Here is a 23,428-nt window from a genome sequence, read left to right on the forward strand (position 1 = left end):
GTCCCCGTGATCAGTCGAGCAGCACGGTCGCGAACGTGCCCACCTCGGCGAAACCGATCCGCGCGTAGGTGGCACGGGCAATCGTGTTGTAGCCGTTGACGTAGAGGCTGGCGGTCCGCCCACTGCGGACGACCGCACGGGCCAGCGCCGCGGTGCCTGCAATGCCGAGCCCGCGGCCGCGCCAGTCGGGATGCACCCACACACCTTGGATTTGGCCGACGGCAGGCGACTGCGACCCGACCTCGGCCTTGAAGACCACCTGACCGTGCTCGAAGCGGGCCCAGGCCCGACCCGCGGTGATCAGGCCGGCGACGCGACGCCGGTAACCGCGGCCGCCGTCCCCCACCCGAGGGTCGACGCCGACCTCACCGATGAACATCTCGATCGCCGCGACGAGGTAGGCGTCGAGCTCCTCGATGCGTACCGGGCGCACCTGCGGGTCGACGACGCACTGTGGCGGGCTGGACAGTGCCATCAGCGGTTGGTGGTCGCGCACGTCACGCGCGGGCCCCCACGCCCTTTCGAGGCGCTGCCACATCGGCATGACCAGTTCGGTCCGGCCCACCAGAGACGAGCACCGGCGCGGTGTGCTCATCGCCTTGTCCGCGAAGGCCACCAAGTCGGACACCTCGCCGCGCAACGGAATCAGGTTCGCCCCGGCGAAGCACAGCGAGTCGCTCGGGCGGCGACGCGTCCACATCTCGCCGCCGATCGACGTCGGGTCCACCCCGTGGTCGGCCACCCGGGACGCCACCATGCAGGAGCCGACGGGATCTTCGTCGAGCACGCGACGCACCATCGAGGCGTCGCGCACCACCGTCACGCGTCGCTCGTCGGCGAGGCGAAACAGTGGGGGTGCGGACATCTGGACCTTCTACGAGCCGGCGGCGGTGACCCTGCTCACAGGGTCATGGTTCAGCTTACGGTCACAACGGGCGCGCCGCTGGCATCATCCAAACCACGTTCGGCGGCAATCTTCATCGCCTCTTCGATGAGTGTCTCGACGATCATCTGCTCGGGCACCGTCTTGATCACTTCGCCCTTGACGAAGATCTGACCCTTGCCGTTGCCGGAGGCGACGCCGAGATCGGCCTCACGGGCCTCACCCGGTCCGTTGACGACGCAGCCCATCACCGCCACTCGCAACGGAATGTCCATGCCCTCCAGGCCCGCCGACACCTCGTTGGCCAGGGTGTACACGTCGACCTGGGCGCGGCCGCACGACGGGCAGGACACGATCTCCAGCCCGCGGGGACGCAGATTCAGCGATTCCAGGATCTGGTTGCCGACCTTGATCTCCTCGACCGGCGGCGCCGACAACGAGACCCGGATGGTGTCGCCGATGCCCTTCGACAGCAGCGCGCCGAATGCGACGGCCGACTTGATGGTGCCCTGGAACGCGGGCCCGGCTTCGGTGACGCCGAGGTGCAGCGGGTAGTCGCATTGCGCCGCGAGCTGCTCGTAGGCGGCCACCATGATGACGGGGTCGTTGTGCTTGACGCTGATCTTGATGTCGCCGAAGCCGTGCTCCTCGAACAGCGACGCCTCCCACAGCGCCGACTCCACCAGCGCCTCGGGCGTGGCCTTGCCGTACTTCTTCATCAGCCGCGGGTCGAGCGAGCCCGCGTTGACACCGATCCGGATGGGGATGCCCGCGGCACCGGCAGCCTTGGCCACCTCCTTGACCCTGCCGTCGAACTCCTTGATGTTTCCGGGGTTTACGCGAACGGCGGCACACCCGGCGTCGATGGCGGCGAAGATGTACTTCGGCTGAAAGTGGATGTCGGCGATCACCGGGATGTTCGCCTTCTTGGCGATCACCGACAGCGCGTCGGCGTCCTCCTGCCGGGGACAGGCCACGCGCACGATGTCGCAGCCGGACGCGGTCAGTTCGGCGATCTGCTGCAGCGTGGAGTTGATGTCGTGAGTCTTGGTGGTGCACATCGACTGCACGGCGATCGGGTAGTCGCTGCCGACGCCCACGTTGCCCACCATCAGCTGACGCGTCTTGCGACGGGGAGCCAGCGTCGGCGGGGGCGGTACTGGCAAACCCAGACCGACGGTCATGATGACTTCTTTCTGAAGACTATTGGAACAGCCTGATCGGGTTGACCAGGTCAGCGGTGACGGTCAGCAGCATGTAGCCACCCACGATGACGAGCACGACGTAGGTGGCGGGCATCAGCTTGAGGTAGTTCACCGGGGCGGCGGCAACCTTGCCGCGCGCCGAACGAATCATATTGCGGAGCTTCTCGTACACGGCAATCGCGATGTGGCCACCGTCGAAGGGCAGCAGCGGCAGCAGGTTGATCGCACCGAGGACGAAGTTCAGTTGCGCCAAGAAGAACCAGAACGCCACCCACAGTCCGGCGTCCACTGTGTCGCCGCCGATGATGCTGGCGCCGACCACGCTGATGGGCGTCTCCGGATCCCGTTCACCGCCGCCGATGGACGTCCACAGCGCCCCGATCTTGGTGGGAATCTTGGCAAGCGACTTGCCGAGTTCGACCATCAGGTCGCCGGTGAAGGCGACGGTCCCCGGCACCGCCGAGAGCGGGTTGTACTGCGTCGGCCCGAACTGGGCGCCTGCGATGCCGACCGCACCGACCTCGGTTGGGGCGCCGTTGCCCTCCTTGGTCCAGCGCTGGGCCTTGGTGACGTCGACGGTGGTGGTGAACTCCTCGGAGCGCCCGTTCTCGGTGCGCTCCACGACGAATGGCGTCGGTGCGTTGAGCTTGCGCACGGCGGCGACCATCTGTTCGAAGGTCTTCACGTCGGTGTCGCCGACCTTGACGACCGTGTCGCCAGCTCTGATGCCTGCCTGCGCCGCCGGGCCTGGGCCGGTGCACTCCCCCAGCTTGCCCTTGGTGACCTCGGACGACACGCAGGACGTCTCGCCGACGATGGCGGCGGTGGGCGGGTGCAGGTTGGGCAGTCCCCAGATGATGGCGATGCCGTAGATCAGCACCAGGCCGATCACGAAGTTCATCGCGGGGCCCGCGAGCAGCACCGCGACCCGCTTCCACACCTTCTGGCGGAACATGGCGTACGGGCGGTCCTCGGGGGCGAGCTCCTCGACCGACGTCATGCCCGCGATGTCGCAGAAGCCGCCAGCCGGAATGGCCTTCAGTCCGTACTCGGTGTACCCGAGCCGGTTGCGGCGCTTCGTCGACCACACGGTCGGTCCGAATCCGACGAAGTAGCGGCGCACCTTCATTCCGGTGGCGCGCGCCACCCACATGTGACCGCATTCGTGCAGCGCCACCGACACCAAGATGGCCAGTGCGAACAGCACAATGCCCAGTGCGAACATCATCTGGTTGCTACGACCTCCCGTGCTGCGTTCTCGACCGCGATGCCGGCCCTGTCCCTGGCCCAGTCCTGAGCGGCGAGTACGTCGTCCACGGTAGCCGGTTCCGCAGACCACTGGTCCGCAGCGCGCAGCACGTCGCCGACGATCCGGACGATCGCGGGAAATCGGATCCGCCCGGCAAGGAACGCTTCAGCTGCCTCTTCGTTGGCGGCGTTGTAGACCGCCGTCAGGCAACCGCCCCTGGTGCCCGCCTCGCGCGCGAGCGCCACGGCGGGGAAGACGGCGTCATCCAACGGTTCGAATTCCCACGTGGACGCCGTCGTGAAGTCGCACGCAGACGCCGCACCGGGGACGCGCGCCGGCCACCCGAGCGCCAGGGCGATGGGCAGCTTCATGTCGGGGGGGCTCGCCTGGGCGAGGGTGGAGCCGTCGACGAAGGTGACCATCGAGTGCACGATCGACTGCGGATGGACCACGACGTCGATGCGCTCGTAGGGCACGCCGAACAGGAGGTGCGTCTCGATCAGCTCGAGCCCCTTGTTGACCAGCGAGGCCGAGTTGAGCGTGTTCATCGGGCCCATCGACCACGTGGGATGGGCACCGGCCTGTTCCGGGGTGACGTCCTCGAGATCGGCGGCCGACCAGCCTCGGAACGGACCACCCGATGCGGTCAGGACCAGCCGCGCGACCTCGTCGGGGGCACCGCCGCGCAGGCATTGCGCCAACGCGGAGTGCTCGGAGTCCACGGGCACGATCTGGCCCGGCTTGGCCGCCTTCAACACCAGCGGGCCGCCCGCGATCAACGACTCCTTGTTGGCAAGGGCCAACCGGGCGCCGGATTCGAGGGCGGCAAGGGTCGGGCGCAGACCCAGCGCACCGACGAGTGCGTTGAGGACGACGTCGGCTTCGGTGTTCTCGACCAGGTGCGTCGCCGCGTCGTCACCGACGTAGGTGACGTCGCCGATCTGGTCGGCAGCCTTGGCCGACGCCACGGCGACGTTGGCGACGCCGGTCTCAGCCCGCTGGCGGGCCAACAGGTCGGGGTTGCCGCCACCGGCAGCCAGCCCGACGACCTCGAACCGGTCGGGATTGGCGGCGATCACCTCGAGTGCCTGCGTGCCGATGGAACCGGTGCTGCCAAGTACCAGTACGCGCACACGATCCCGAGTCACCGGTCCATTGTGCCGCCTGCCCCGGCGGGTGACGAAGCGCCGATCGAATGTGACGCCAATATGACGAGCAACCTGACAGCCAATCCGTGATCACCATCACCGCGAATGCCCCATGAGGACGGCGGCACAGGCCGTCCCTGACACATTGGAGTGATCACGTCATGAACTCGACTCAGCGCAAGGCCTTCGCGGCAGCAGGCCTGGCCGCAGCGGCCATCCTCGCAACGTCCGCCTGTTCTAGCGAGACCGCCAGCAACACCGCAAGCAGCGTCTCGAGCGGCGCCAGCAGCATGTCCTCCAGCGTGATGAGCAGCACGACCTCGAGCGCCGCCCCGATGACCGGTGCCGCCGACCCGGCCGCCGACTTGGTCGGCCCCGGCTGCGCCGGCTATGCCGCACAGGTCCCCGAGGGCGCCGGCTCCGTTGCGGGCATGGCGCAGGACCCGGTCGCCACTGCCGCGTCGAACAACCCGATGCTCACCACCCTGACCGCCGCGGTCTCCGGCAAGCTCAACCCCGGCGTGAACCTCGTCGACACCCTCAACGGTGGCGAATTCACCGTGATCGCGCCGACCGACGACGCGTTCGCCAAGATCGACGCGGCCACGCTGGAGAAGCTGAAGACCGACGCCCCGTTGCTGACCAGCATCCTGACTTACCACGTGATTCCCGGCCAGCTGAGCCCCGCGCAGGTCGCGGGCAAGCACAAGACCGTCGAAGGTGCAGAGGTCGACATCACCGGTGCGGGCGAGGCGCTGAAGTTCGACAAGTCCGGCCTGGTGTGCGGTGGCGTCAAGACCGCCAACGCGACCGTGTACATGGTCGACACCGTCATGATGCCCCCGGCCAAGTAACAACGGCTGCAACAGAACCCACGGGCGGTGTCCCGGTGCACAACCCCCGTTCTTGCAGCGGGACACCACCCGTGTCTGCTTCACCAACGAAGAAAGTTGAATCGCATGAAACTGACCGAGAAGACCAAGAAGGCCGTCACCGGCACCTCCATCGCAGCGTTGGCCGTCGCCGGACTGCTCACCTCCACGGGCATCGCGCAGGCCGCCCCGGCCGAGGGCCTCGTCGGCAACAGCTGTGCCGCGTACGCCAAGGAAGTTCCGACCGGCCCCGGTTCGGTGCAGGGCATGTCGATGGATCCCGTCGCAGTTGCCGCCTCGAACAACCCGATGCTCACCACGTTGACCGCGGCCGTGTCCGGTCAGCTGAACCCGGCGGTGAACCTGGTGGACACGCTCAACAGCGGCGAGTTCACGGTGTTCGCGCCGACCGATGACGCGTTCAAGAAGATCGATCCCGCGACCATCGACAAGCTCAAGGTCGACGCTCCCCTTCTGACCAGCATCCTGACCTACCACGTGGTGCCGGGACGGCTGAGCCCCGAGCAGGTCGTCGGCACGCACAAGACGGTCGAGGGTGGCGAGGTCACCGTGACTGGCATGGGCCCTGAGCTCAAGGTCAACGACGCCGGCCTGGTGTGCGGTGGCGTGCAGACCGCCAACGCGACGGTCTACATGATCGACACCGTGCTGATGCCGCCTGCTCCTCCGGCGATGTAAGCACCAGCGCTCCGCCGACGGGGCGGTCCAGGCTTCGGCCTGGGCCGCCCCGTTTGCGTTGGTGCTCAACATGTCTCGCGTTCCCGTTGGACGCGTCTGGCGCGGTCTTGGGCGCGGGTGGTCTTGCGGCGTGGCATGGTCAGCCCGGATGCGTGTGCCGTGGGCATCCGGCTCGCCTGAACCGTTGCGGTGGGTTTGGACAGTTCGGGGAACAGCAGGCGGCTACCCGGTGTGGTGATGTAGGTGCGGCCGTCGGGCGCAGTCCAGATGACGGTGCCGTCGTCGAGTTGCTGTTCGCGCCAACCACTTTGGCCGCCCCAGAACGTTTTGAGCAAGTGATGTCTTCGGCTTGGGCATTTCAAGTTGGATGCAGCGGTCGGCCCGTAGGGCCATGGAATCGTATGGTCGACGTCACAATTCGTGGCCGGCACTTTGCAGCCCGGGAAGCGGCAGGTCAGGTCGCGGCAGCGGACGAAGTCGGCCAGCCTTTTCGAGGGTCGGTATCGCGGTTCGGGTGGCGCTTGGCCGGGGTGCACGATCGTGGTGATGGTCGCCCCGACAGTGGCGCGGCAGGCGATGGCGCCGGGGAGGAACTGTCCACCCATCAGGGCGGCGGGTCGCAGGTTGGCCAGCCGACCCGGGGTGGGGGTGAGGGCTTCGGTGAGCGTCAGTTCACGCAGCGGCCTGGTGAACATGGCCGGGGGTTCGCCGTCGAGGGCGGTGCGCTCGTTTGAGGTATCAACTGTCGCAGCATCGTTCACGTCGGTGGACTGCTCTGCGTCCTCGGGGTCGGGAACGGTGGGCTCGGGTGCAGGTGGCGGTGGGGCTGGTGCTTCGGGTTCGCGGAGGGTGTCCGCGCTCGCGATTACGTAGACGACCACCCCGGTGGAGGGTGGGTTCTCACCTGCGGGGCAGTCGTCGGTGTTGCAGAGGCAGGCCAGGCGGTCGTTGCCGTGGGAGATGGCTCCGATGGCGTCTGCTCGGCGTTGGTCCTTGGTCCGGGGATCGGCGGGGCACACGGTCTTGGCGATCGCGCTCAACCGCGCGTCGAAGGCCTTCGCGTCGGTGGCGAACAAAGTNGTCCTTGGTCCGGGGATCGGCGGGGCACACGGTCTTGGCGATCGCGCTCAACCGCGCGTCGAAGGCCTTCGCGTCGGTGGCGAACAAAGTCGCAAACACCGTGGCCATTCCGCTGCCGTCGTCCTCCCCGACGTCCACCGACCGGCCCCGCGCCCGAGTCTCGGTGCGGTGCACGGCATGCGGGTCAACCTGGGCGACGAACGCATCCACGGTCTTCTCAAGAGTGCCCACCGACATCGGCTCCCGGGTGCCCAGCGCCTCGGCCAGCAGTCGGTCGAGTTCGTGCAGGGCCGAGGGGTCGACGACCAGGGCGCCGCGCTGCACCACGATCCGCACCAACTGATACGTGATCAGTCCCTCGGCGAACACCGCCGCAACCAGTGGGAACCGTTCGTGCAGTGCCACGGCGATGAGGAGTTGGTTGGACGCGGCGCCATGGGTGATGCGCTGGGCGACGCCGATGTGGGAGGCGACGGCGTCCCAGGTGTCGGTGCACCACAGGTCCCGCTCATCCGCCCCGTCCGCGGCACGGGCGGTCTGGAACATGGCGGCCATCGCCGCGACACGACGGGCGCAGGCAGCGGACTCCACCCGCGACCACGACTCCACCGCACCGGCACCGGAAGTGCCGGTCGTGGTGGCCACCAACGATTCGAACATATTTGCGACTCTACCGCCGCACACCGACAGGCGACAGACCCTAAAACCAGCCTGTGGATAACTCCAAACAGTCGGTGCCACAAGGTCATTGGTAGATCGTCTTGATGGTCCCACCGTCCACCACGATATCGGCGCCGACAGTCCACCAGCGTCTGCAGAGCGGCTTCCTCACCCGTTCCCACTACCTTCACCGACTGAAGCGTCAGGCGCCAGGCGGGAAGTTCTCGATCCAGTGCCGCGCGACGTCGACCCGGCGGGCCACCCACACTCCGTCGTGGACCTGCACGTGGTCGAGGAACCGTCCCAACGCGGCGATCCGGGCGGGCCGGCCGACGAGCCGACAGTGCAAGCCGACCGACAGCATCTTCGGGGCCCCCGCGACGCCCTCGGCGTACAGCACGTCGAACGCGTCACGCAGATAGGTGAAGAACTCGTCACCGGAGGGAAATCCACTGGCGGACACGTACTTCATGTCGTTGGTGTCCAACGTGTACGGCACGACGAGGTGGTCGTGACCCGCCACCCGAGTCCAGTAGGGCAGGTCGTCTGCGTAGGAATCCGAGTCGTACAGGAACCCGCCGTGGTCGACGACGAGCTCGCGAGTGCGAGGGGAATCCCGACCGGTGTACCAGCCCAGCGGGGCCTCGCCGGTCAACTCGGTCAGGATGCGGACCGCCTCGGCCATGTCGGCGCGTTCGACGTCGGCGTCGATCTGCTGGTAGCTGCGCCACTTCAGGCCGTGGCAGGCGATCTCGTCACCGCGCGCAAGAAAGGCCGCCACCGCCTCGGGGTTGCGTGCCAACGCCGTCGCGACACCGAAGATGGTCAACGGCAGTCGACGGTCGTCGAACATCCTCAGCACCCGCCACAAACCGGCCCTCGAACCGTACTCGTATAGCGACTCCATGCTCATGTGACGATTCGGAAATGCCTGCGCCCCAACGATTTCGGACAGAAACGTCTCGGACGACTCGTCGCCGTGCAGGACGTTGTTCTCACCGCCCTCCTCATAGTTGAGGACGAACTGCAGGGCGATGTTGGCGCCGCCCGGCCAGTGCGGATGCGGAGGATTCTGCCCATACCCGCCCATGTCGCGGGGATAGTCGTCGGCGGTCGGCGTCATGGTGGGATTGTCGCAGCGAATCCCTACGGATTCCTGACGAGCGTCCACCTGAACGTTTTTCCACGGCGCACTACGGGGAAGATCAGGGGCATGCCAACGTTGCTGTGGTTCCGGCGCGACCTTCGCCTGCACGATCTGCCCGCGTTGCTCGACGCCGCGAAGGACGATCAGGAAGTCCTCGCTTGCTACGTGCTCGACCCGCGCCTGAAGGCGTCGTCGGGCTCCCGGCGGCTGCAGTATCTGTACGACTCACTGCGAGAGCTGCGCGACGGGCTCGACGGCAGATTGTTGGTCGTCGAGGGACGGGCCGAGGAGTGCATCCCCGCCTTGGTGAAGAAGATCGAGGCCACGTCCGTTCACGTGTCGGGTGACTACTTCCCGTTCGGGCTGCGGCGGGACGAGGCCGTCCGCGAGGCGCTGGGCGAGGTACCGCTGGAGCCGTCCGGATCGCCCTACCTGGTCTCCCCCGGGCGCGTGACGAAGGACGACGGCACGCCGTACAAGGTCTTCACGCCGTTCTACTCGGCGTGGAAGGCGCACGGCTGGCGCGCACCCGCTCGCACCAGCGCGAAGACGGCACGCTGGGTCGACCCGGCCGACGTGGGCGGTGGCGTCGACGTCCCCGCCGGTGACGCCGAGCTGGACCACCCAGCCGGTGAGGCCGCGGCACGGAAGGCGTGGAAGGCGTTCGTCTCCTCGACGGTGGAGGACTACGCCGACGACCGCAACCGGCCGGATCACGACGGCACCAGCCGGATGTCGGCGCACCTCAAGTTCGGCACCATCCATCCGCGGACGATGGCCGCCGATCTTGGGGGCGGCGCCGGCGCGCAGGCCTATCTGCGTGAGCTTGCGTTCCGGGACTTCTACGCCAACGTCGTGTACTCGTGGCCCGAGAGCACGTGGTGGAACTGGAACAAGAACTTCGACCGCATAGAGGTCGACGACGACCAAGACGCCAAGAAGCGCTTCGAGACGTGGAAGGCGGGCAAGACGGGTTTCCCGATCGTGGACGCCGGCATGCGCCAACTGGCGGAGACCGGGTTCATGCACAACCGCGTGCGGATGATCACCGCGTCGTTCCTGGTGAAGGATCTGCACCTGCCGTGGCAGTGGGGCGCCCGCTGGTTCCTCGAGCAACTCACCGACGGTGACATGGCGAGCAATCAGCACGGCTGGCAGTGGGCCGCGGGTTGCGGTACCGACGCCGCGCCGTACTTCCGGGTGTTCAACCCGACCACCCAGGGCAACAAGTTCGATCCCGACGGTGCCTACGTCAAACGGTGGGTACCGGAGTTCGGCGGCGGCGACTACCCCGAGCCGATGGTCGACCACGCCGCCGAACGCATCGAGGCACTACGGCGATACGAGGCCGTCCGCTAAGTACGACGTGTCGTCGTATGCCAGAATGAGCGGAGTTGACCGGACCCCCTGAGGAGCTAGCGTGGCGAACACCGAGGTCGAACGGCATACCGGCGTTGACGTCGAGGACGTGCCGTCGGCGAACTGGGGTTGGTCGAAGCAGAGTCATCGGGTGAACCAGATCGGCGGCATCCTCGCCGGCTTCTTCATGCTCGCCATGCTTCGCGGCAACCACGTCGGGCACGTCGAGGACATCTTCCTGGTCGGCTTCGCGCTGGTGATCTGGACGATCGTGATCCGCGACTGGTGGATGCGCCGTCGCGGCTGGACCCGCTAGCCCGATACCGTCGCCTCCGCGAGGGGCATGGCGTCGCCAACGTCGGTGAGCACGTCGGACAGTCCGGCCGCGCTGCGCAGTTCGACGAAGGATCGGAACATTGCGTCGGTCACCTCGTGCGGGTCGTCCGTCGTCAGATCGTCGGTCAGCACAGAGACGTTGAGTTGGTCGACGTAACTCCACACCGTCACGTTCATGCCGCTTCCGGCGACCAGTGGGCCGACGGAGTAGATCTCGCTGATCACCGCTCCCCCGAACGAATCTCGCTCCCTCGGTCCTGGCACGTTGGAGACCGTCAGGTTGAAGATCATGCTGGATTCCATCCGCTTGGACTGCCAGCGGAAGGCCGGCGGTGCCATCGCAGGTGGCAGGAAGTTCAACCACGTGGGGATCAGCTTGGGGCCGAGCAGGTGATTGTTCTCCTTGGCGATCGCCGTGGCCGTCGCCGTCAATCGAACTCGTTCGACAGGATCGGCGACGTGGACGGCCAGTGACGGAGTCATATAGGTGAACTCGTTGCCCGCCAACCGATCCGGGTCGCCGTAGCTGACGGGCACCCCGGCGATCAGGGGCGCGTCGGCGGCGCCGTCGTACTTCAGTAGCAGCTCGCGCAGCGCACCGGCGACGGTCGCGAGGACGACGTCGTTGACCGTCACCCCGAGGGTCTTCGCCGTCTCCTTGACGTCAGCCAAGGCCAACGGCGCGGTCGCGAATCGGCGCGTCGGGGAGACGACGTGGTTGAGGAAACTTGGCGGCGGGGCGAAGTTGGGCGCCAGGCCGGGGTGGCTGCCACGTTCCTTGGTGCGACGGCGCACTCGCGAGACGCCGCGGGCGGTTTCGGCGAGGAGCGCGGGCAACCGCCAAATTTGGCGGGCGTGGTCGCGGCTGGCGGCCAGCATCAGTCCGCCCGTCGTACGCTCTCGTTCCTCGGTGTGGATTGCCTTTGCCGGGAATTCGGGCGGCTCGGCCTGGATGGCCCAGCCCATCTGATTCGCCGAGGCGACGCCGTCGGCCAGCACGTGGTGGACCTTGTGGATGATCGCGACGCGGTCACCGACGAGACCCTCTGCGACATACATCTCCCACAGCGGGCGACTGCGATCCAGTGGGGTGCCTGCGATTTCGCCGATCAGTTGGTCGAGTTCGCGTCGCCCTCCCGGCGCGGGCACCGACACCCGGCGGACGTGGTAGTCGAAGTCGACGTCCGCATTCTCGGTCCACATGGGGTGGTGGAACCTCATCGGGACATCGACGAGTTGGTAGCGCAGCGGGGTCAGGGCACGCAGCCGCGGCTCTGCCACCCGACGGAACAGCTCGTAGGTGAATCCGCCCTCGAGTTCGGAGACGTCGAGGATGCCGATCTTCAGGGTGTGCATGTGAATCTCGGGGGCCTCGGTGTACAGCAGCAAGGCGTCCACGCCGTTGAGCCGTCTCATCGCTCCCTCGATTCGCTAGCCCTCCGCGGCGAGTTGGCCGCAGGCAGCGGCAATTTCACGACCTCGGGTATCGCGCACGGTACAGGACACGCCGCGTTCGCGGACCCGCCTGACGAACTCTCGCTCGGCCGGCTTGGGACTGGCGTCCCACTTCGAGCCCGGGGTCGGGTTGAGCGGGATGACGTTGACGTGGACCAGCGGCCCAAGCGCGCCGTGCAGCTTCTTGCCGAGCAGGTCGCCGCGCCACGGCTGATCGTTGACGTCGCGGATGAGCGCGTACTCGATCGACACGCGGCGTCCGGTCTCGTCGGCGTAATACCGTGCGGCGTCGAGCACTTCGCCGACGTTCCACTTGTTGTTCACCGGTACCAGCGTGTCGCGGAGCTCGTCGTCGGGGGCGTGCAGAGACAGTGCCAACGTCACCCCGAGCCGTTCGTCGGCCAGCTTGCGGATGGCCGGTGCGAGCCCGACGGTCGACACCGTGACCGAGCGCGCCGAGATGCCGAACCCGTGCGGCGCAGGCGCGATGATGCGCTTGACCGCGGCGAGCACGCGGTTGTAGTTGGCCAGCGGTTCACCCATGCCCATGAAGACGATGTTCGACAGTCGCCCGTCGTGATCGTCGCGCATCACGGCTGCTGCGGCGCGGACCTGTTCGAGAATCTCCGCGGTGCTGAGGTTTCTGGTCAAGCCGCCTTGCCCGGTGGCGCAGAACGGGCAGGCCATGCCACACCCGGCCTGAGACGACAGGCACAGCGTGCTGCGGTTCGGATATCGCATCAGCACCGATTCGATCGTGGTGCCGTCGTTCGCGCGCCACAGCGTCTTCCTGGTCTCCGCGTTGTCGCACTCGACGGAGCGCACCACGTCGAGCAGACGCGGGAACAACGTCTCCGCGACCTGGTCGCGAGTCGCGGCCGGCAGATCGGTCATGGCCTGTGGGTCGGCGATCAGCCTGCCAAAGTACTGATTCGCCAACTGCTTGCCGCGGAAGGCGGGCAGTCCGAGCTCGGCGACGGCAACGCCGCGGGCGTCGTCGTCGAGGTCGGCGAAGTGGCGCGGCGGCTTCCCGCGTTTGGGCGCATCGAACACCAGTGGAAGTTTCATGGTCCCGCTCATTATCAGCCCTGCTCACTCAAAACGTCACGGACGGCTCGGTCGACGGCGGCCAAGGCGTCGGCGTCGACGCCGGCCCGGCCCCGCACGCACACCGTCGCCCGGCTGGTAGGTGGTAGCCCCTCGGCGAGGCACAGCCCGTCGGGGAGTCGTCCGATCATGGGCAGCAGCGCAACGCCGAGACCGGAACGGACTGCCGCGAACAGGCCGGCCAGATTGGAGCTCTCGGCGGCGATCCGGTACGGGACGCCGATGCGATCCAGTGCGGCGAACGTCGGCTCGCGCAGCGTGCACGGTTCGGAGAACATCACCACCGGCAGCGGATCGCCCGCCGGCATCGCGAAGGTTCGGCCCGAAATCCACTTCAGCGCAACGACTCCCGAGGCATTTGCCGGGTCCAGCCCGGAACCGTCGAGCATCACCGCCAGGTCGAGGGAACCGTGGTCGATCGCGTCGGCGAGCGTCACGTTGCGGTCGAGCCGAAATCGCAGCCGCCACTCGGGCAACCGCTTGCCCAGCGCGCCGGTCAGTCCGGGCAGCATGACGTCGGCGCCGTGCTCGGTGGCGCCGATCACCAGCACGCGTTCCTCGGCCGCACCGAGATCGGTGAGGGCGGCGTCGTGCGCGGCGAGGATGGTCCGTGCGTGGGCGAGCAGACGATGGCCCAGCTCGGTGAAGGCGACGCCACGACCGGACTTCTCGACGACCGGTCCCCCGACGACTGCCTCGACCCGCCGGACGTGCTGGCTGACGGCGGACTGGGTGAGGTGCAGAACGGTCGCGGCACGGTGAAATCCACCACAGTCGGCGACGGCGACCACGCTGCGCAGCGGCGCGATGTCCAAGACCTGACTCACGCTGCCAAGGTACTCCGATCAGCACCGACGATCAAAGACAAGCGTTTTCACTGACTCTTCGTCGCGCTTCCACGGCCAATCGATCAGCACAGGCGATCGAATGCGATCAGCGATATTCGTTGGACGCCGTCGACGGCCGTCCGCACGATGGGTCCATGACCCCCACCCGCATGCCGATGCAGCGCATGCCGATCCAAACGACGGTGGCCGTGACGTTCTTCTATGCGCTCGGCTACCCGATCGGCAACATGGCGGTCAACGCGATGACCCCGATGGCCGTGCTGGCCTTTCGCTTCGGTTTGGCCGGGGTGATCCTCGGGTCGTGGGCCGCGCTGGCCAAGGTGAGCTGGCCGAGGGGGCGCGTGCTCGGGCACGTCGCCGTCACGGGTCTGCTGATGCAGGCGGTGCAGTTCTGTGCGCTCTATCTGGCCATCCAGCATGGGGCGCCCGCCGTCCTGTGCGCCGTCGTCGTCGCGATGAATCCCGTTGCCACCGCGATGCTCGCTGCGGCGTTCCTCAAGGACCGCCTCACGCCGCTGCGAATCCTGGCGCTGGTGCTCGGCGTCGTCGCGGTGCTCGCGGCCTGCGCCAGTCGGCTGATCTCCGAGCGAGGCGTCGACCCCGCCGTGCTGCTGCTCCTGGTCGCACTGGTCGGGCTGGCGGCCGGCGGGGTCTACCAGCAGCGGTTCTGCGCCGACGTCGACTTCCGCGCCTCGACCGCCGTGCAGAACGTGGTCGCGCTCATACCGGCAGTTGCCCTCACGGTCACGACGCCATTCGCGGTGCACGATCCGACGAAGGCCGCGTTCGCGGTGGCCGGCGTGGTGCTGCTCAACGCGACCCTTGGCGTCTCGCTGTACGTGCGGGCGATCAACCTGCACGGCGCCGCGGCGGTGTCCATGTTGTTCTGCGTGATCCCCGCCGTGGCGGGCGTGCTGTCCTGGCTGATGCTGGGACAGCGGGTGGACGTCGGTGTCGGGGTGGGTCTGGTGCTGGGAGCGGTGGCCTGCTGGCTCAACTCGCGGGCGTCACGCAAGAAGCGTCAGGACGACCCACGTCGCGACAGCCGACGGGAGGACCGAGTCGAGCCGGTCCATCAGCCCGCCGTGGCCGGGTAGCAGCGTACCCATGTCCTTGATGCCCAGGTCGCGCTTGACCTGAGACTCGATGAGGTCGCCGAGCGTGCCGGTGATGACGAGCATCAGTCCCAGCGGAATGCCGACCCAGGCCGGCTTCTCCAGCAGGAAGGTCACGGCCAGCACCGACGCGGCGGTCCCGAAGATCAGCGACCCGGCAAAGCCCTCCCAGGACTTCTTCGGGCTGATCGCCGGCACCATCGGGTGCTTGCCGAACAGGACCCCTGCGGCATAGCCACCGATGTCGGAGAAGACGACGCCGAGCATCAGGCAGAGCACGCGCCAGCGGCCGTCCTCCGGATAGACCAGCAGCACGCCGAACGCCCCGAACAGCGGAATCCAGGCGGCCAGGAAGATGGTCGTGGTGACGTCGCGCAGATAGTTCACCGGGGCGTTCTTCATGCCACCGGAGAGCAACCGCCAGATCATGCAGACCACGACCGTGGCACCGAACGCGCCAAGGGCGCCGGCGGGGCCGAAGGGCCACGTCAACCACACCATGGCCTGACCGCCGACGAGCAGCGGGACGATCGGGATCGAGTATCCCGCCGTCCGCAGTCGCTTCACGACCTCGTGGGTGGCGACCGCCATCGCGAGGGCCACGACAGGAACCCAGCCCAACGGCGCGAACACCAGAATCGCGATGACGCCGAAGCCGAGGAACGCTCCTACCCCGATGGCGGCGGGGAGGTTGCGTCCCGCCCGGCCCGCCTTCTTCGTGGGCTCGGGTGTCCCGGCTCCGTCGGTGGAGGCCGTGTCGGTGTCTGCCACCGTGCTGTTGCTGAAGGTCAGGTCTACTGCGACCTAGACCTCCAGCAGCTCGCCTTCTTTGTGCTTCACCAGGTCGTCGATCTGGGCGGTGTAGGTCTGGGTGCTCTTGTCGAGGTCCTTCTCCGCGCGCCCGACCTCGTCCTCGCCGGCCTCGCCGTCCTTCTTGATGCGTGCGAGCTCTTCCATGGCTTTGCGGCGGATGTTGCGCACGGTGACCTTGGCGTCCTCGCCCTTGCCCTTGGCCTGCTTGACCAGTTCGCGGCGGCGTTCCTCGGTCAGCTGTGGGATCGAGATCCTGATGACGTTGCCGTCGTTGCCCGGGTTGACACCGAGATCGGAGTTGCGGATCGCATCCTCGATGGGGCGCAACTGGTTCGCCTCGTAGGGCTTGATGACGACGAGCCGGGCTTCCGGCACGTTGATGCTGGAGAGCTGGGTGATCGGCGTCGGCGAGCCGTAGTACTCGATCTTGATCCGGTTGAACATGCCGGGATTGGCGCGACCGGTGCGGATGGACGACAGGTCGTCCCGAGCGACCGAGACCGCCTTCTCCATCTTCTCCTCGGCTTCGAAGAGGGTTTCGTCGATCACTTCATATTCTCCCGTCGCTGTCGCTCGTCCCACCCGTTAGGTGGTGACCAGCGTCCCAATCTTCTCACCCGCCACCGCACGGGCGATATTCCCGTCGACGAGCAGGTTGAACACCAGGATCGGCATGCGGTTGTCCATGCAGAGGCTGAACGCCGTCGCGTCGGCCACCTGCAGGCCGCGGTCGATGACTTCCCGGTGGGTGATGGTCTTGAGCAGCTCGGCGTCCGGGTTCGTCCGTGGGTCGTCGGTGTAGACGCCGTCGACCGCCTTGGCCATCAAGACGACGTCGGCGCCGATCTCGAGCGCACGTTGCGCGGCCGTGGTGTCGGTCGAGAAGTAGGGCAGGCCCATGCCGGCGCCAAAGATGACGACACGCCCCTTCTCCAGATGCCGACGGGCGCGACCGGGGATGTATGGCTCGGCGACCTGGCCCATGGTGATGGCGGTCTGCACCCGGGTGTCGATGCCTTCCTTCTCCAGGAAGTCTTGCAGCGCAAGGCTGTTCATCACGGTGCCGAGCATGCCCATGTAGTCGGAGCGGCTGCGCTCCATGCCACGCTGCTGGAGCTGGGCACCGCGGAAGAAGTTTCCTCCGCCGATGACCACTGCGACGTGCACGCCGCCACGCACCACTTCGGCGATTTGCCGGGCCACCAGGGCGACCACGTCGGGGTCGAGGCCGACCTGTCCCCCGCCGAACATCTCGCCGCCCAATTTGAGCAGGACGCGCGAATAGCCCGGCTGCTCAGCTGGGTCCGCCAGGACCGTTTCCGCCATGACACTCCTTCGGTCCGCACGCGAGTGTCCCCAATCCTGCCAAACGGCTCGACGGGAGGAGCGAAGGGGTAAGTGCTAACCCAGATGCGCCGAGAGCAGCCATGCGGGCATCGACATGCGGCCGTTGCCCTCGTCGCGGACGCCCGAGCCGGCGAATTCGGCCGACGCGGCGGGATTCCGAGCGGCGGTGGCGTGGATGCGGGCAGGCCGGACGTCGTCGACGACCCAGTACTTCGACACCGCGTCGCGCAGTTCCTCGTCGGTGACGGGGTTCATCGGGACGTCCTCGGGCATCCCGGCACGGTCGAACACCAAGACGTAGTACGACGCGCCGGGCGCGGCGGCGCGGACGATCGACTGCTGATAGCCGTCGCGCAGTTCGACCGGCATGGAGTGGAACAGCGTGCAGTCGACGACGGTGCCGAAGCGTCCGTCGTATCCGGTGAACGCGCTGATGTCGGCGACGTCGAAGGTGGCGTTGGTCAGGCCGCGTCGGGCGGCCTCGGCGCGCGCCATGTCGATCGCGGTCGCGGACTGGTCGAGCCCGACGGTGGTGAAGCCGCGTTCGGCGAGCGCGATGGCGGTCGCGGCCTCGCCGCAGCCGGCGTCGAGCACGTCGCCGTGGAACTTGCCGGCGTCGATGAGCGCAGCGATCTCGGGTTGTGGCTCACCGATGCTCCACGGCGGCTTGGTGCCGAGACCCAATTGCTCCGCCTCGCCCCGGTAGGCGGCGTCGAACATGACTTCGAGTGGATTGCTCATACCGTCATGCTTATCAACCTAGTTGATATGTGTCAAGATAGTTGACATGAGCGCACGCGACGACCAACCGCTTGGCATGCTCCTCGTCCGGGTCGCCGCCGCCCTGCGCACCGAAGTCATCGCCGGCGTGCTCGAACCGCTCGATCTGTCCTTCCCGCAATACATCTGCATGCGGATCCTGTCGCACTCGCCCGGGCGGTCCAACGCCGAACTGGCGCGCGACGCCAACGTCTCGCCGCAGGCGATGAACATGGTGCTCCGCGGCCTTCAGGACCGCGGCCTGGTAACCCGCCCCGCCACCGTGGCGGCGGGCCGGTCCCTGCCCGCGGAGCTGACGAAGGACGGCGTCGCGCTGCTCGTCGACGTCGACCCAGGCGTGCGCGAGGCCGAGCGAAAGGTGTTGGCGCCGTTGAGCGAGCAGGACCGGCGTCACTTCCGGCGCCTGCTCGCCGAACTGGGCTAGGTGTACTGACCAGCTAGGACTCCAGCGCCCGCTCCGCAACGGGCAGCCCCGCGTGGTGCGCACCGTGGCACGCCTTCGGCGGCGTCGGCGGAATGTCCAGTGCCGGGTTGCCGTCGAAGAAGCCGATCGGCTTGAGGTGGAATCCCGTGTACGCACAGGGCATTACGGGCCAGTCCTCCGGCCGGACCACGTGGTGGGCGCCCAGGGTGTACCAGAGCACCACGTCGGTGTCCTCGAGCGGCGCGTCGTCGGCGACGAACTCCGGCAGGCCCTGCGCGTCGGCGGACTGGTACATGTAGTCCCCCGCGGCGAACTTCTCCGCCTCGTCGTACTTCGTCACCCACAGGTTGTGCTGAATGAACCGTGCCCGGTCGTAGATGTAGGAACCCTCCTGCACCATGACGGGCACGATGTCCTTGGGCACCAGCTTGTAGGCCGTCGGGCTGCCGAGTTCGTTCTTCTTCGACGGGTTGGTGATCTTCCAGTAGCGGCCCGTCTTCCAGTCCCAGTCACGGGCACCTTCGGCCTCCGACGCCACCAGGGTGTCCTGGGTGATCCACGCGTTGTGGTGCGGGTTGAGTGCCGGATCGGGTTCGGGGATCGAATCCACCTCGTACACACTGTTTCCCGGACCGTCGACGCTCATGTCGAGCCGGAAGTTGAAGAAGTGCTGATGGTTCGGTCCGTAGACACCAGGGGCGACGAGCTTGCCCCACCGCGGCACCTCACCCTCGGCGATCGAGCCGGTGGTGAGCACGCCGGACAGCTTGACCTCGACCTCGATCGACGCGTCGTTGTAGAAGTACCAGAAGAATCCGTACTCGTAGTTGCCGACGGTGCAGATCATCGACACGACCAACCGCCGCGAGCGCCGCACCTCCACCTCGCCGGTGCGAAAGTCGGTGTGCTTCCAGGAGATCCCGTAGTCCTCCTCGTGCATGCAGATGGCGTTCGGGATCGTGACGGGGTTGCCGTCGGAGTCGTTGACCGTGCCGTCGAAGTAGTGGATCTCGCCGAGACAGTCGCAGCCCAACGTCAACGGGTTGGCCGAGAAGCCCATTCCGACCTCGCCCATGTCGAAGACGTTCTTGTTCCAGTGCGTCGGCGAGGTGTCGCCATAGGGCACCACCATCTCCGACAACGACCCGCGGTACATGATCGGTCTGGTCTCACCACGGTCGGTGTAGGTCACCTCGTGCAGCGTGAGGCCCTCGCGCGGGTTGAATCCGATGCGCAGCGACCACTTCTGCCACGTGACCTGCCACCCGTCGACGGTGAAGCTGGGGCCCTCGGGCTGGGTGATCTCGATCGGCTTGACGTCGGACCGGAATTCGGTGAACGCCGGCCGGTTGTTCGGGTCGAACATGAACCGCTCGTCGTAGTTGCCCGCGGTCGGCGGCATCGGGACGACACCGTGGTCCTCGACGTCGACGACCACCATGGCGTCGAGGTCGAACGTGACGATCAGGCCCTCGACGGGCCGCGCGTAACCGTGTTCGGACGGCGCCGCGCGCATGAACGTCAGCGGCCGGCAGACCAGCGGCGAGTTGTCGTAGTGGTCGAGGGCACCGTAGTAACCGGCCGGCCACGGGTCGATCATCGCCAGGCTGAAGTCGGTGATGCCACGCTTGCGCATCGCCTCCTGCCACCGCGGATCCTCGCGGACCTTCTCCTCCACTCCGGTCATGTGCTCGACCAGGTAGGACGGGAAGCGGCCGGGTATGGCCTTCCACGACTCGACCATGCTGGCGCCCAGGTCGACGACCGCCTCGTAGATCAGCTTCGCCGCGGCGTCGTACATGGTGGCGAAGGCGCAGCGGGGTACGTCGGCGCCGGCGAACGTCAGCTCGGCGGTCTTTGCCGGCTCCGCCAGCTGGATCATCACGAACTTCAATGTCGGCGAGGCGTATTCGGAGGCCATCACGATCGCCGCCGCGGCTTGGATCTCGTCGCCCGTCAGTGGGTCCAACGGATAGCCGGTGGCGCCCCCGGTGGCGTCGGCGTTGCGAGTGGTGCTGTCCAGTGTCATCGGTTCAGACTCCGTCGGTGGTTGTTTCGGACTTCTTGAGGTCGAAGACCGCCAGGTGCGCCAGCGAGTCCTCCTTGCTCACCTTGCGGGCCGAGCGCTTGCCGAACACGAACACGATCAGGCCGAGGGCGAACATGCCGAGGCTGATCCCGCCGACCCAGGTCATCCAGGTGGACTGCGGCACGTCGATCCAGGGTGTCACGAACGAGTAGTACACGCCGCCGATCGTGGCGATGGTGCCGACGACGACGACGATCCACACGCCGACCATGCCGCCGGGGATCCGCCAGAACTTCTCGTTCTCGTAGCGGTCGGCGTACTTCTTACGCGCGATGACCACGGGGATCAGGAAGAAGAAGCCGGACAGCAGCCAGACGGTGCTCAGACCGCCCTGCAGGTAGATGGTCACGTTCGCCATGCTGCTCTGCGAGTACAGCCCGACCAGGATCAGCGAGGAGAGCACACCCTGAATGAGGATGGCCGTCACCGGGTTTCGGGTGCGCGGATTGAGGTGGGTGAAGATGCGCGGCAGGTGCCGCTCGAGGCCGGAGACGAAGATCAGTCGTGAGTAGGCGACCTGGTAGGTCATCAGCGCCACGATGATGATGCCGGCCAGCACGACGGCGCAGATCTCCATCAAGCCCGGGAAGCCGGACATGCCCAGGGCGCCGATGACACCCGTGACGGGGTCGATCTGATCGCCGGGCAGCGCCATCATGGTGCCCAGTGTGGTCAGCAGATAGATCGCCACCAGCGCAGTCGAGCCCCACAGGATCATCTTCGGCCCGCTCTTGCGCACCGAGAGGAACTCGGCGCCCATGTTGTACGGGGTTTCGACTCCGAGCAGGTACAGCAGCACCGTGCCGTAGAGGAAGCCCGCGACGGCGAAGTTCGGCACCGTCGCCTCGTGCCAGTCGAACGGCGTGGCCGAGCCGTTCTTGACCGCGAACAGCAGACCGCAGACGAAGATCGTCAGCGTCAGCACGCCGTAGACGACGAACACGACGTTCATGATCTTCTGGTTGGCGGCGAGCTTCGCCAGCGCCAGACCGACGACCGTCCAGAGGATCACCAGCTGCAGGATGATGCTGGTCGTCAGCCCCAGCTCGGTGTGGAAGGCCAGCAGCAGGAACTGCAGCACCACCGCGGGCGAGGACGCCGCGTTGAGGATCACCGGTACCCAGGACAGGTAACCGCCGACGAATCCCCAGGTTTCACCCATGGTTCTGTGCGCCCAGATGTACACCCCACCCTGGCCGGGCCACAGGTTGCCGAGTTCGACGACGGCCATGCCTGCGGGCACCAGGAAGCTGACGATGCCGAGCACCCACATGGGGATCGCCGTCCAGCCACCCGCGGCCATCACCGAGGACCCCGTCACCCAGCAGATGATGAACACGTAGGCCGCGGTAAGGCCGAACGTGCTCATCACCTTGGGCAGAATCTGTTCGGGGACGAGCTCCGTCGTCATCAACGCGTCGCGATCGGCGGTGCCCGACGGCCGCGCGGCTTCCATCTCTTGAGTCACAGTGGTTCCTTCGATTTCGTCGGGTTAGGCGAATCAGCTGACGATCTGACCGTCTCGCATCCGGACGACCCGACTGGCCTCCTCGGCGACGATCGGGTCATGGGTGCTGGCGACGACGGTGACGCCCATGGTCGAGCACAGGTCGCGCAGCATGCGCACGACCGTCTCGCCCGTCTTGTGGTCCAGGTTCGCCGTCGGCTCGTCGGCGAGGACCAACGTCGGATTGCTGATCAGCGAGCGCGCGATGGCCGTACGCTGCTGTTCACCTCCGGACATCTTGGTCGGCTGGTGGTGCACCCGGTGGCTAAGGCCGACCAGCTCGAGGAGTTCCATTGCCCTCTTGCGCAACGCCTTCCGGTCATACGGCTCGAACATCAAGGGAAGTTCGACGTTCTCGACGGCCGACAAAAAGGGGATCAGGTTGTAGCTCTGGAAGATGAAGCCGATGGTGTCGTGTCGCAGCGCGGCGAACTGGCTCTCGGTGAGCTGCCCGGTGTCCTTGCCCGCGACCGACACCGAGCCCTTGGTGGGGCGGTCCAGTCCGCCGATGATGTTGAGCAGCGTGGACTTTCCGCTTCCACTGGGCCCCATCAGGCAGACGAACTCACCTGGCATTACCCGCAGGTCGGCGGCGACGAGGGCCTTGACCACCTCGTCGCCCAGCTTGTGCAGCTTCCACACGTCGGAGACCTCGATCACCGGCGACGTCGGTGCGGTGGCCGTGGCCACCACTTCGGCGTCGACCTCAGTGTTCTCGTCGTTGACGACCGTCATGAATCAACCTCCACCGGAGAGCGAGCGAATGGGTGGCCGCGACGCTGCGGTCCACGTGGGCACGACGCTGGTGACCAGCGCGGCGACGATGCTGACGACCACGGCGATGCCCCCGCCGAGAAGCAATCCGCCGACGGCGACGCCGGTGGGGACGAAACCCGTTGCCCCAAGCACCATGGCGACGGCACCGGCCAGTGCCGCACCGACCACCGCGCCGAGCACGGCTGCCACCAACGGTTCGACGAGCAGTGCGGCGACGACGGGGGTGCGCGGCACTCCGTTGGCGCCGAGTACGCCGAGTTCCCTGGTGCGGTGGGCAACCGTCCTGGTGGTGGCCACGGCGACCTCGACGACGCCGACCAGCAGGACGGTCACCGAGATGAGGATGACGGCCCGTCCGATCTCGTCGGCATGTCCGAGCGACGCGGACTGCGCCCGAATGCCGTCCTGCATCCCGAATACCAGCACCACCAGGAAGGCACCCGTGGCCGTGGTGACGACCGGCAGGATCATCTCGCCGATCCGTCGGCGCGCGGCGAGCCAGCCGTAGGCCAGGCCTTTGGTCAACAT

Annotated in this window: 23 protein-coding genes and 1 pseudogene; 6 read left to right on the forward strand and 18 right to left on the reverse strand. The window is 67.0% G+C overall.

The features are described from left to right. Positions 1–10 precede the first annotated feature (10 nt). From ASD37_RS05420 to dxr, 4 genes are read right to left on the reverse strand one after another with little or no spacing between them, the layout of a single operon-like run. A complete protein-coding gene (locus ASD37_RS05420; protein WP_056548828.1) occupies positions 11–865 on the reverse strand; it encodes a GNAT family N-acetyltransferase in 855 nt (284 codons plus the stop codon). Positions 866–915: 50 nt separating this feature from the next. Then, the gene (gene ispG, locus ASD37_RS05425) at positions 916–2,067 is read right to left on the reverse strand and encodes a flavodoxin-dependent (E)-4-hydroxy-3-methylbut-2-enyl-diphosphate synthase (protein ID WP_056548830.1); all 1,152 of its coding nucleotides are present in this window, start codon (positions 2,065–2,067) and stop codon (positions 916–918) included. A gap of 19 nt (positions 2,068–2,086) precedes the next feature. Next, complete coding sequence (locus tag ASD37_RS05430) at positions 2,087–3,316, reverse strand: RIP metalloprotease (RefSeq protein WP_056548832.1); 1,230 nt, start codon at positions 3,314–3,316, stop codon at positions 2,087–2,089. Next, positions 3,313–4,485: a 1-deoxy-D-xylulose-5-phosphate reductoisomerase gene (gene dxr / locus ASD37_RS05435; protein WP_056548835.1), complete on the reverse strand. Its 1,173-nt coding sequence runs from the start codon at positions 4,483–4,485 to the stop codon at positions 3,313–3,315. The genes ASD37_RS05430 and dxr overlap by 4 nt, the downstream gene beginning before the upstream one ends. Positions 4,486–4,646: 161 nt before the next feature. On the opposite strand from dxr, the gene ASD37_RS05440 reads away from it, so the two are divergent. After that, positions 4,647–5,339, forward strand: coding sequence for a fasciclin domain-containing protein (locus ASD37_RS05440; RefSeq protein ID WP_056548837.1), 693 nt, complete (start codon positions 4,647–4,649; stop codon positions 5,337–5,339). Positions 5,340–5,444: 105 nt separating this feature from the next. After that, positions 5,445–6,056: a fasciclin domain-containing protein gene (locus ASD37_RS05445; protein WP_056548839.1), complete on the forward strand. Its 612-nt coding sequence runs from the start codon at positions 5,445–5,447 to the stop codon at positions 6,054–6,056. Between the two features lie 65 nt (positions 6,057–6,121). On the opposite strand, the gene ASD37_RS31940 is transcribed toward ASD37_RS05445, so the two are convergent. The 3 genes and pseudogenes from ASD37_RS31940 to puuE all read right to left on the reverse strand — a co-directional run. Then, positions 6,122–7,135 (reverse strand): HNH endonuclease signature motif containing protein (locus tag ASD37_RS31940; protein WP_235567973.1); only part of this gene is annotated, 1,014 nt, incomplete at its 5' end. Position 7,136: 1 nt separating this feature from the next. Next, a pseudogene (locus ASD37_RS32150) lies at positions 7,137–7,796 on the reverse strand (DUF222 domain-containing protein); the annotation flags it as partial. A 202-nt stretch (positions 7,797–7,998) separates the two neighbouring features. Then, entirely contained in the window at positions 7,999–8,919 is a 921-nt protein-coding gene (gene puuE / locus ASD37_RS05460) for an allantoinase PuuE (RefSeq protein ID WP_056548844.1), read from the reverse strand. 90 nt (positions 8,920–9,009) lie between these two features. Between puuE and ASD37_RS05465 the strand changes: the two genes are divergently transcribed. Beyond that, positions 9,010–10,302, forward strand: a complete 1,293-nt coding sequence (locus tag ASD37_RS05465) for a deoxyribodipyrimidine photo-lyase (protein WP_056548846.1) — start codon at positions 9,010–9,012, stop codon at positions 10,300–10,302. A 61-nt stretch (positions 10,303–10,363) separates the two neighbouring features. Continuing rightward, entirely contained in the window at positions 10,364–10,618 is a 255-nt protein-coding gene (locus tag ASD37_RS05470) for a DUF2631 domain-containing protein (RefSeq protein WP_056548848.1), read from the forward strand. Here ASD37_RS05470 and ASD37_RS05475 read toward each other — a convergent pair. The 3 genes from ASD37_RS05475 to ASD37_RS05485 are packed head-to-tail and all read right to left on the reverse strand — an operon-like array spanning position 10,615 to position 14,027. Beyond that, positions 10,615–12,054 carry a wax ester/triacylglycerol synthase family O-acyltransferase gene (locus tag ASD37_RS05475; protein ID WP_056548850.1) on the reverse strand — a complete coding sequence of 480 codons (1,440 nt, stop codon included), beginning with the start codon at positions 12,052–12,054 and terminating at the stop codon, positions 10,615–10,617. The two genes, ASD37_RS05470 and ASD37_RS05475, sit on opposite strands and share 4 nt — an antisense overlap. 15 nt (positions 12,055–12,069) lie before the next feature. After that, the gene (gene rlmN / locus ASD37_RS05480; RefSeq protein WP_056549891.1) at positions 12,070–13,161 is read right to left on the reverse strand and encodes a 23S rRNA (adenine(2503)-C(2))-methyltransferase RlmN; all 1,092 of its coding nucleotides are present in this window, start codon (positions 13,159–13,161) and stop codon (positions 12,070–12,072) included. A gap of 14 nt (positions 13,162–13,175) precedes the next feature. Further along, positions 13,176–14,027: a LysR substrate-binding domain-containing protein gene (locus ASD37_RS05485; RefSeq protein ID WP_056548852.1), complete on the reverse strand. Its 852-nt coding sequence runs from the start codon at positions 14,025–14,027 to the stop codon at positions 13,176–13,178. A 176-nt stretch (positions 14,028–14,203) separates the two neighbouring features. On the opposite strand from ASD37_RS05485, the gene ASD37_RS05490 reads away from it, so the two are divergent. Further along, a complete protein-coding gene (locus ASD37_RS05490) occupies positions 14,204–15,145 on the forward strand; it encodes a DMT family transporter (RefSeq protein WP_200959771.1) in 942 nt (313 codons plus the stop codon). On the opposite strand, the gene ASD37_RS05495 is transcribed toward ASD37_RS05490, so the two are convergent. The 4 genes from ASD37_RS05495 to ASD37_RS05510 all read right to left on the reverse strand — a co-directional run bounded on the left by ASD37_RS05495 (position 15,056) and on the right by ASD37_RS05510 (position 18,064). Continuing rightward, a complete protein-coding gene (locus tag ASD37_RS05495) occupies positions 15,056–15,934 on the reverse strand; it encodes a phosphatidate cytidylyltransferase (protein ID WP_056548854.1) in 879 nt (292 codons plus the stop codon). The two genes, ASD37_RS05490 and ASD37_RS05495, sit on opposite strands and share 90 nt — an antisense overlap. Positions 15,935–15,967: 33 nt before the next feature. Continuing rightward, entirely contained in the window at positions 15,968–16,525 is a 558-nt protein-coding gene (frr, locus tag ASD37_RS05500) for a ribosome recycling factor (protein WP_056548857.1), read from the reverse strand. 36 nt (positions 16,526–16,561) lie between these two features. Beyond that, the gene (gene pyrH / locus ASD37_RS05505; RefSeq protein WP_056548859.1) at positions 16,562–17,302 is read right to left on the reverse strand and encodes a UMP kinase; all 741 of its coding nucleotides are present in this window, start codon (positions 17,300–17,302) and stop codon (positions 16,562–16,564) included. Positions 17,303–17,377: 75 nt separating this feature from the next. After that, positions 17,378–18,064, reverse strand: a complete 687-nt coding sequence (locus tag ASD37_RS05510; protein WP_056548862.1) for a class I SAM-dependent methyltransferase — start codon at positions 18,062–18,064, stop codon at positions 17,378–17,380. Between the two features lie 46 nt (positions 18,065–18,110). Between ASD37_RS05510 and ASD37_RS05515 the strand changes: the two genes are divergently transcribed. Then, positions 18,111–18,527 (forward strand): MarR family winged helix-turn-helix transcriptional regulator, encoded by a 417-nt coding sequence (locus tag ASD37_RS05515; protein WP_056548866.1) that lies wholly within the window; start codon positions 18,111–18,113, stop codon positions 18,525–18,527. Between the two features lie 13 nt (positions 18,528–18,540). On the opposite strand, the gene ASD37_RS05520 is transcribed toward ASD37_RS05515, so the two are convergent. The 4 genes from ASD37_RS05520 to ASD37_RS05535 form a co-directional block, all read right to left on the reverse strand. After that, complete coding sequence (locus ASD37_RS05520; protein ID WP_056548868.1) at positions 18,541–20,556, reverse strand: primary-amine oxidase; 2,016 nt, start codon at positions 20,554–20,556, stop codon at positions 18,541–18,543. A 4-nt stretch (positions 20,557–20,560) separates the two neighbouring features. Continuing rightward, positions 20,561–22,027: an APC family permease gene (locus ASD37_RS05525; protein WP_156720766.1), complete on the reverse strand. Its 1,467-nt coding sequence runs from the start codon at positions 22,025–22,027 to the stop codon at positions 20,561–20,563. Positions 22,028–22,117: 90 nt separating this feature from the next. Continuing rightward, a complete protein-coding gene (locus tag ASD37_RS05530; protein ID WP_056548872.1) occupies positions 22,118–22,858 on the reverse strand; it encodes an ABC transporter ATP-binding protein in 741 nt (246 codons plus the stop codon). Between the two features lie 3 nt (positions 22,859–22,861). After that, positions 22,862–23,428 carry an FtsX-like permease family protein gene (locus tag ASD37_RS05535; protein ID WP_056548874.1) on the reverse strand — a complete coding sequence of 189 codons (567 nt, stop codon included), beginning with the start codon at positions 23,426–23,428 and terminating at the stop codon, positions 22,862–22,864.

The sequence above is a fragment of the Mycobacterium sp. Root135 genome (genome assembly GCF_001426545.1).
Classification (GTDB): Bacteria; Actinomycetota; Actinomycetes; order Mycobacteriales; family Mycobacteriaceae; genus Mycobacterium.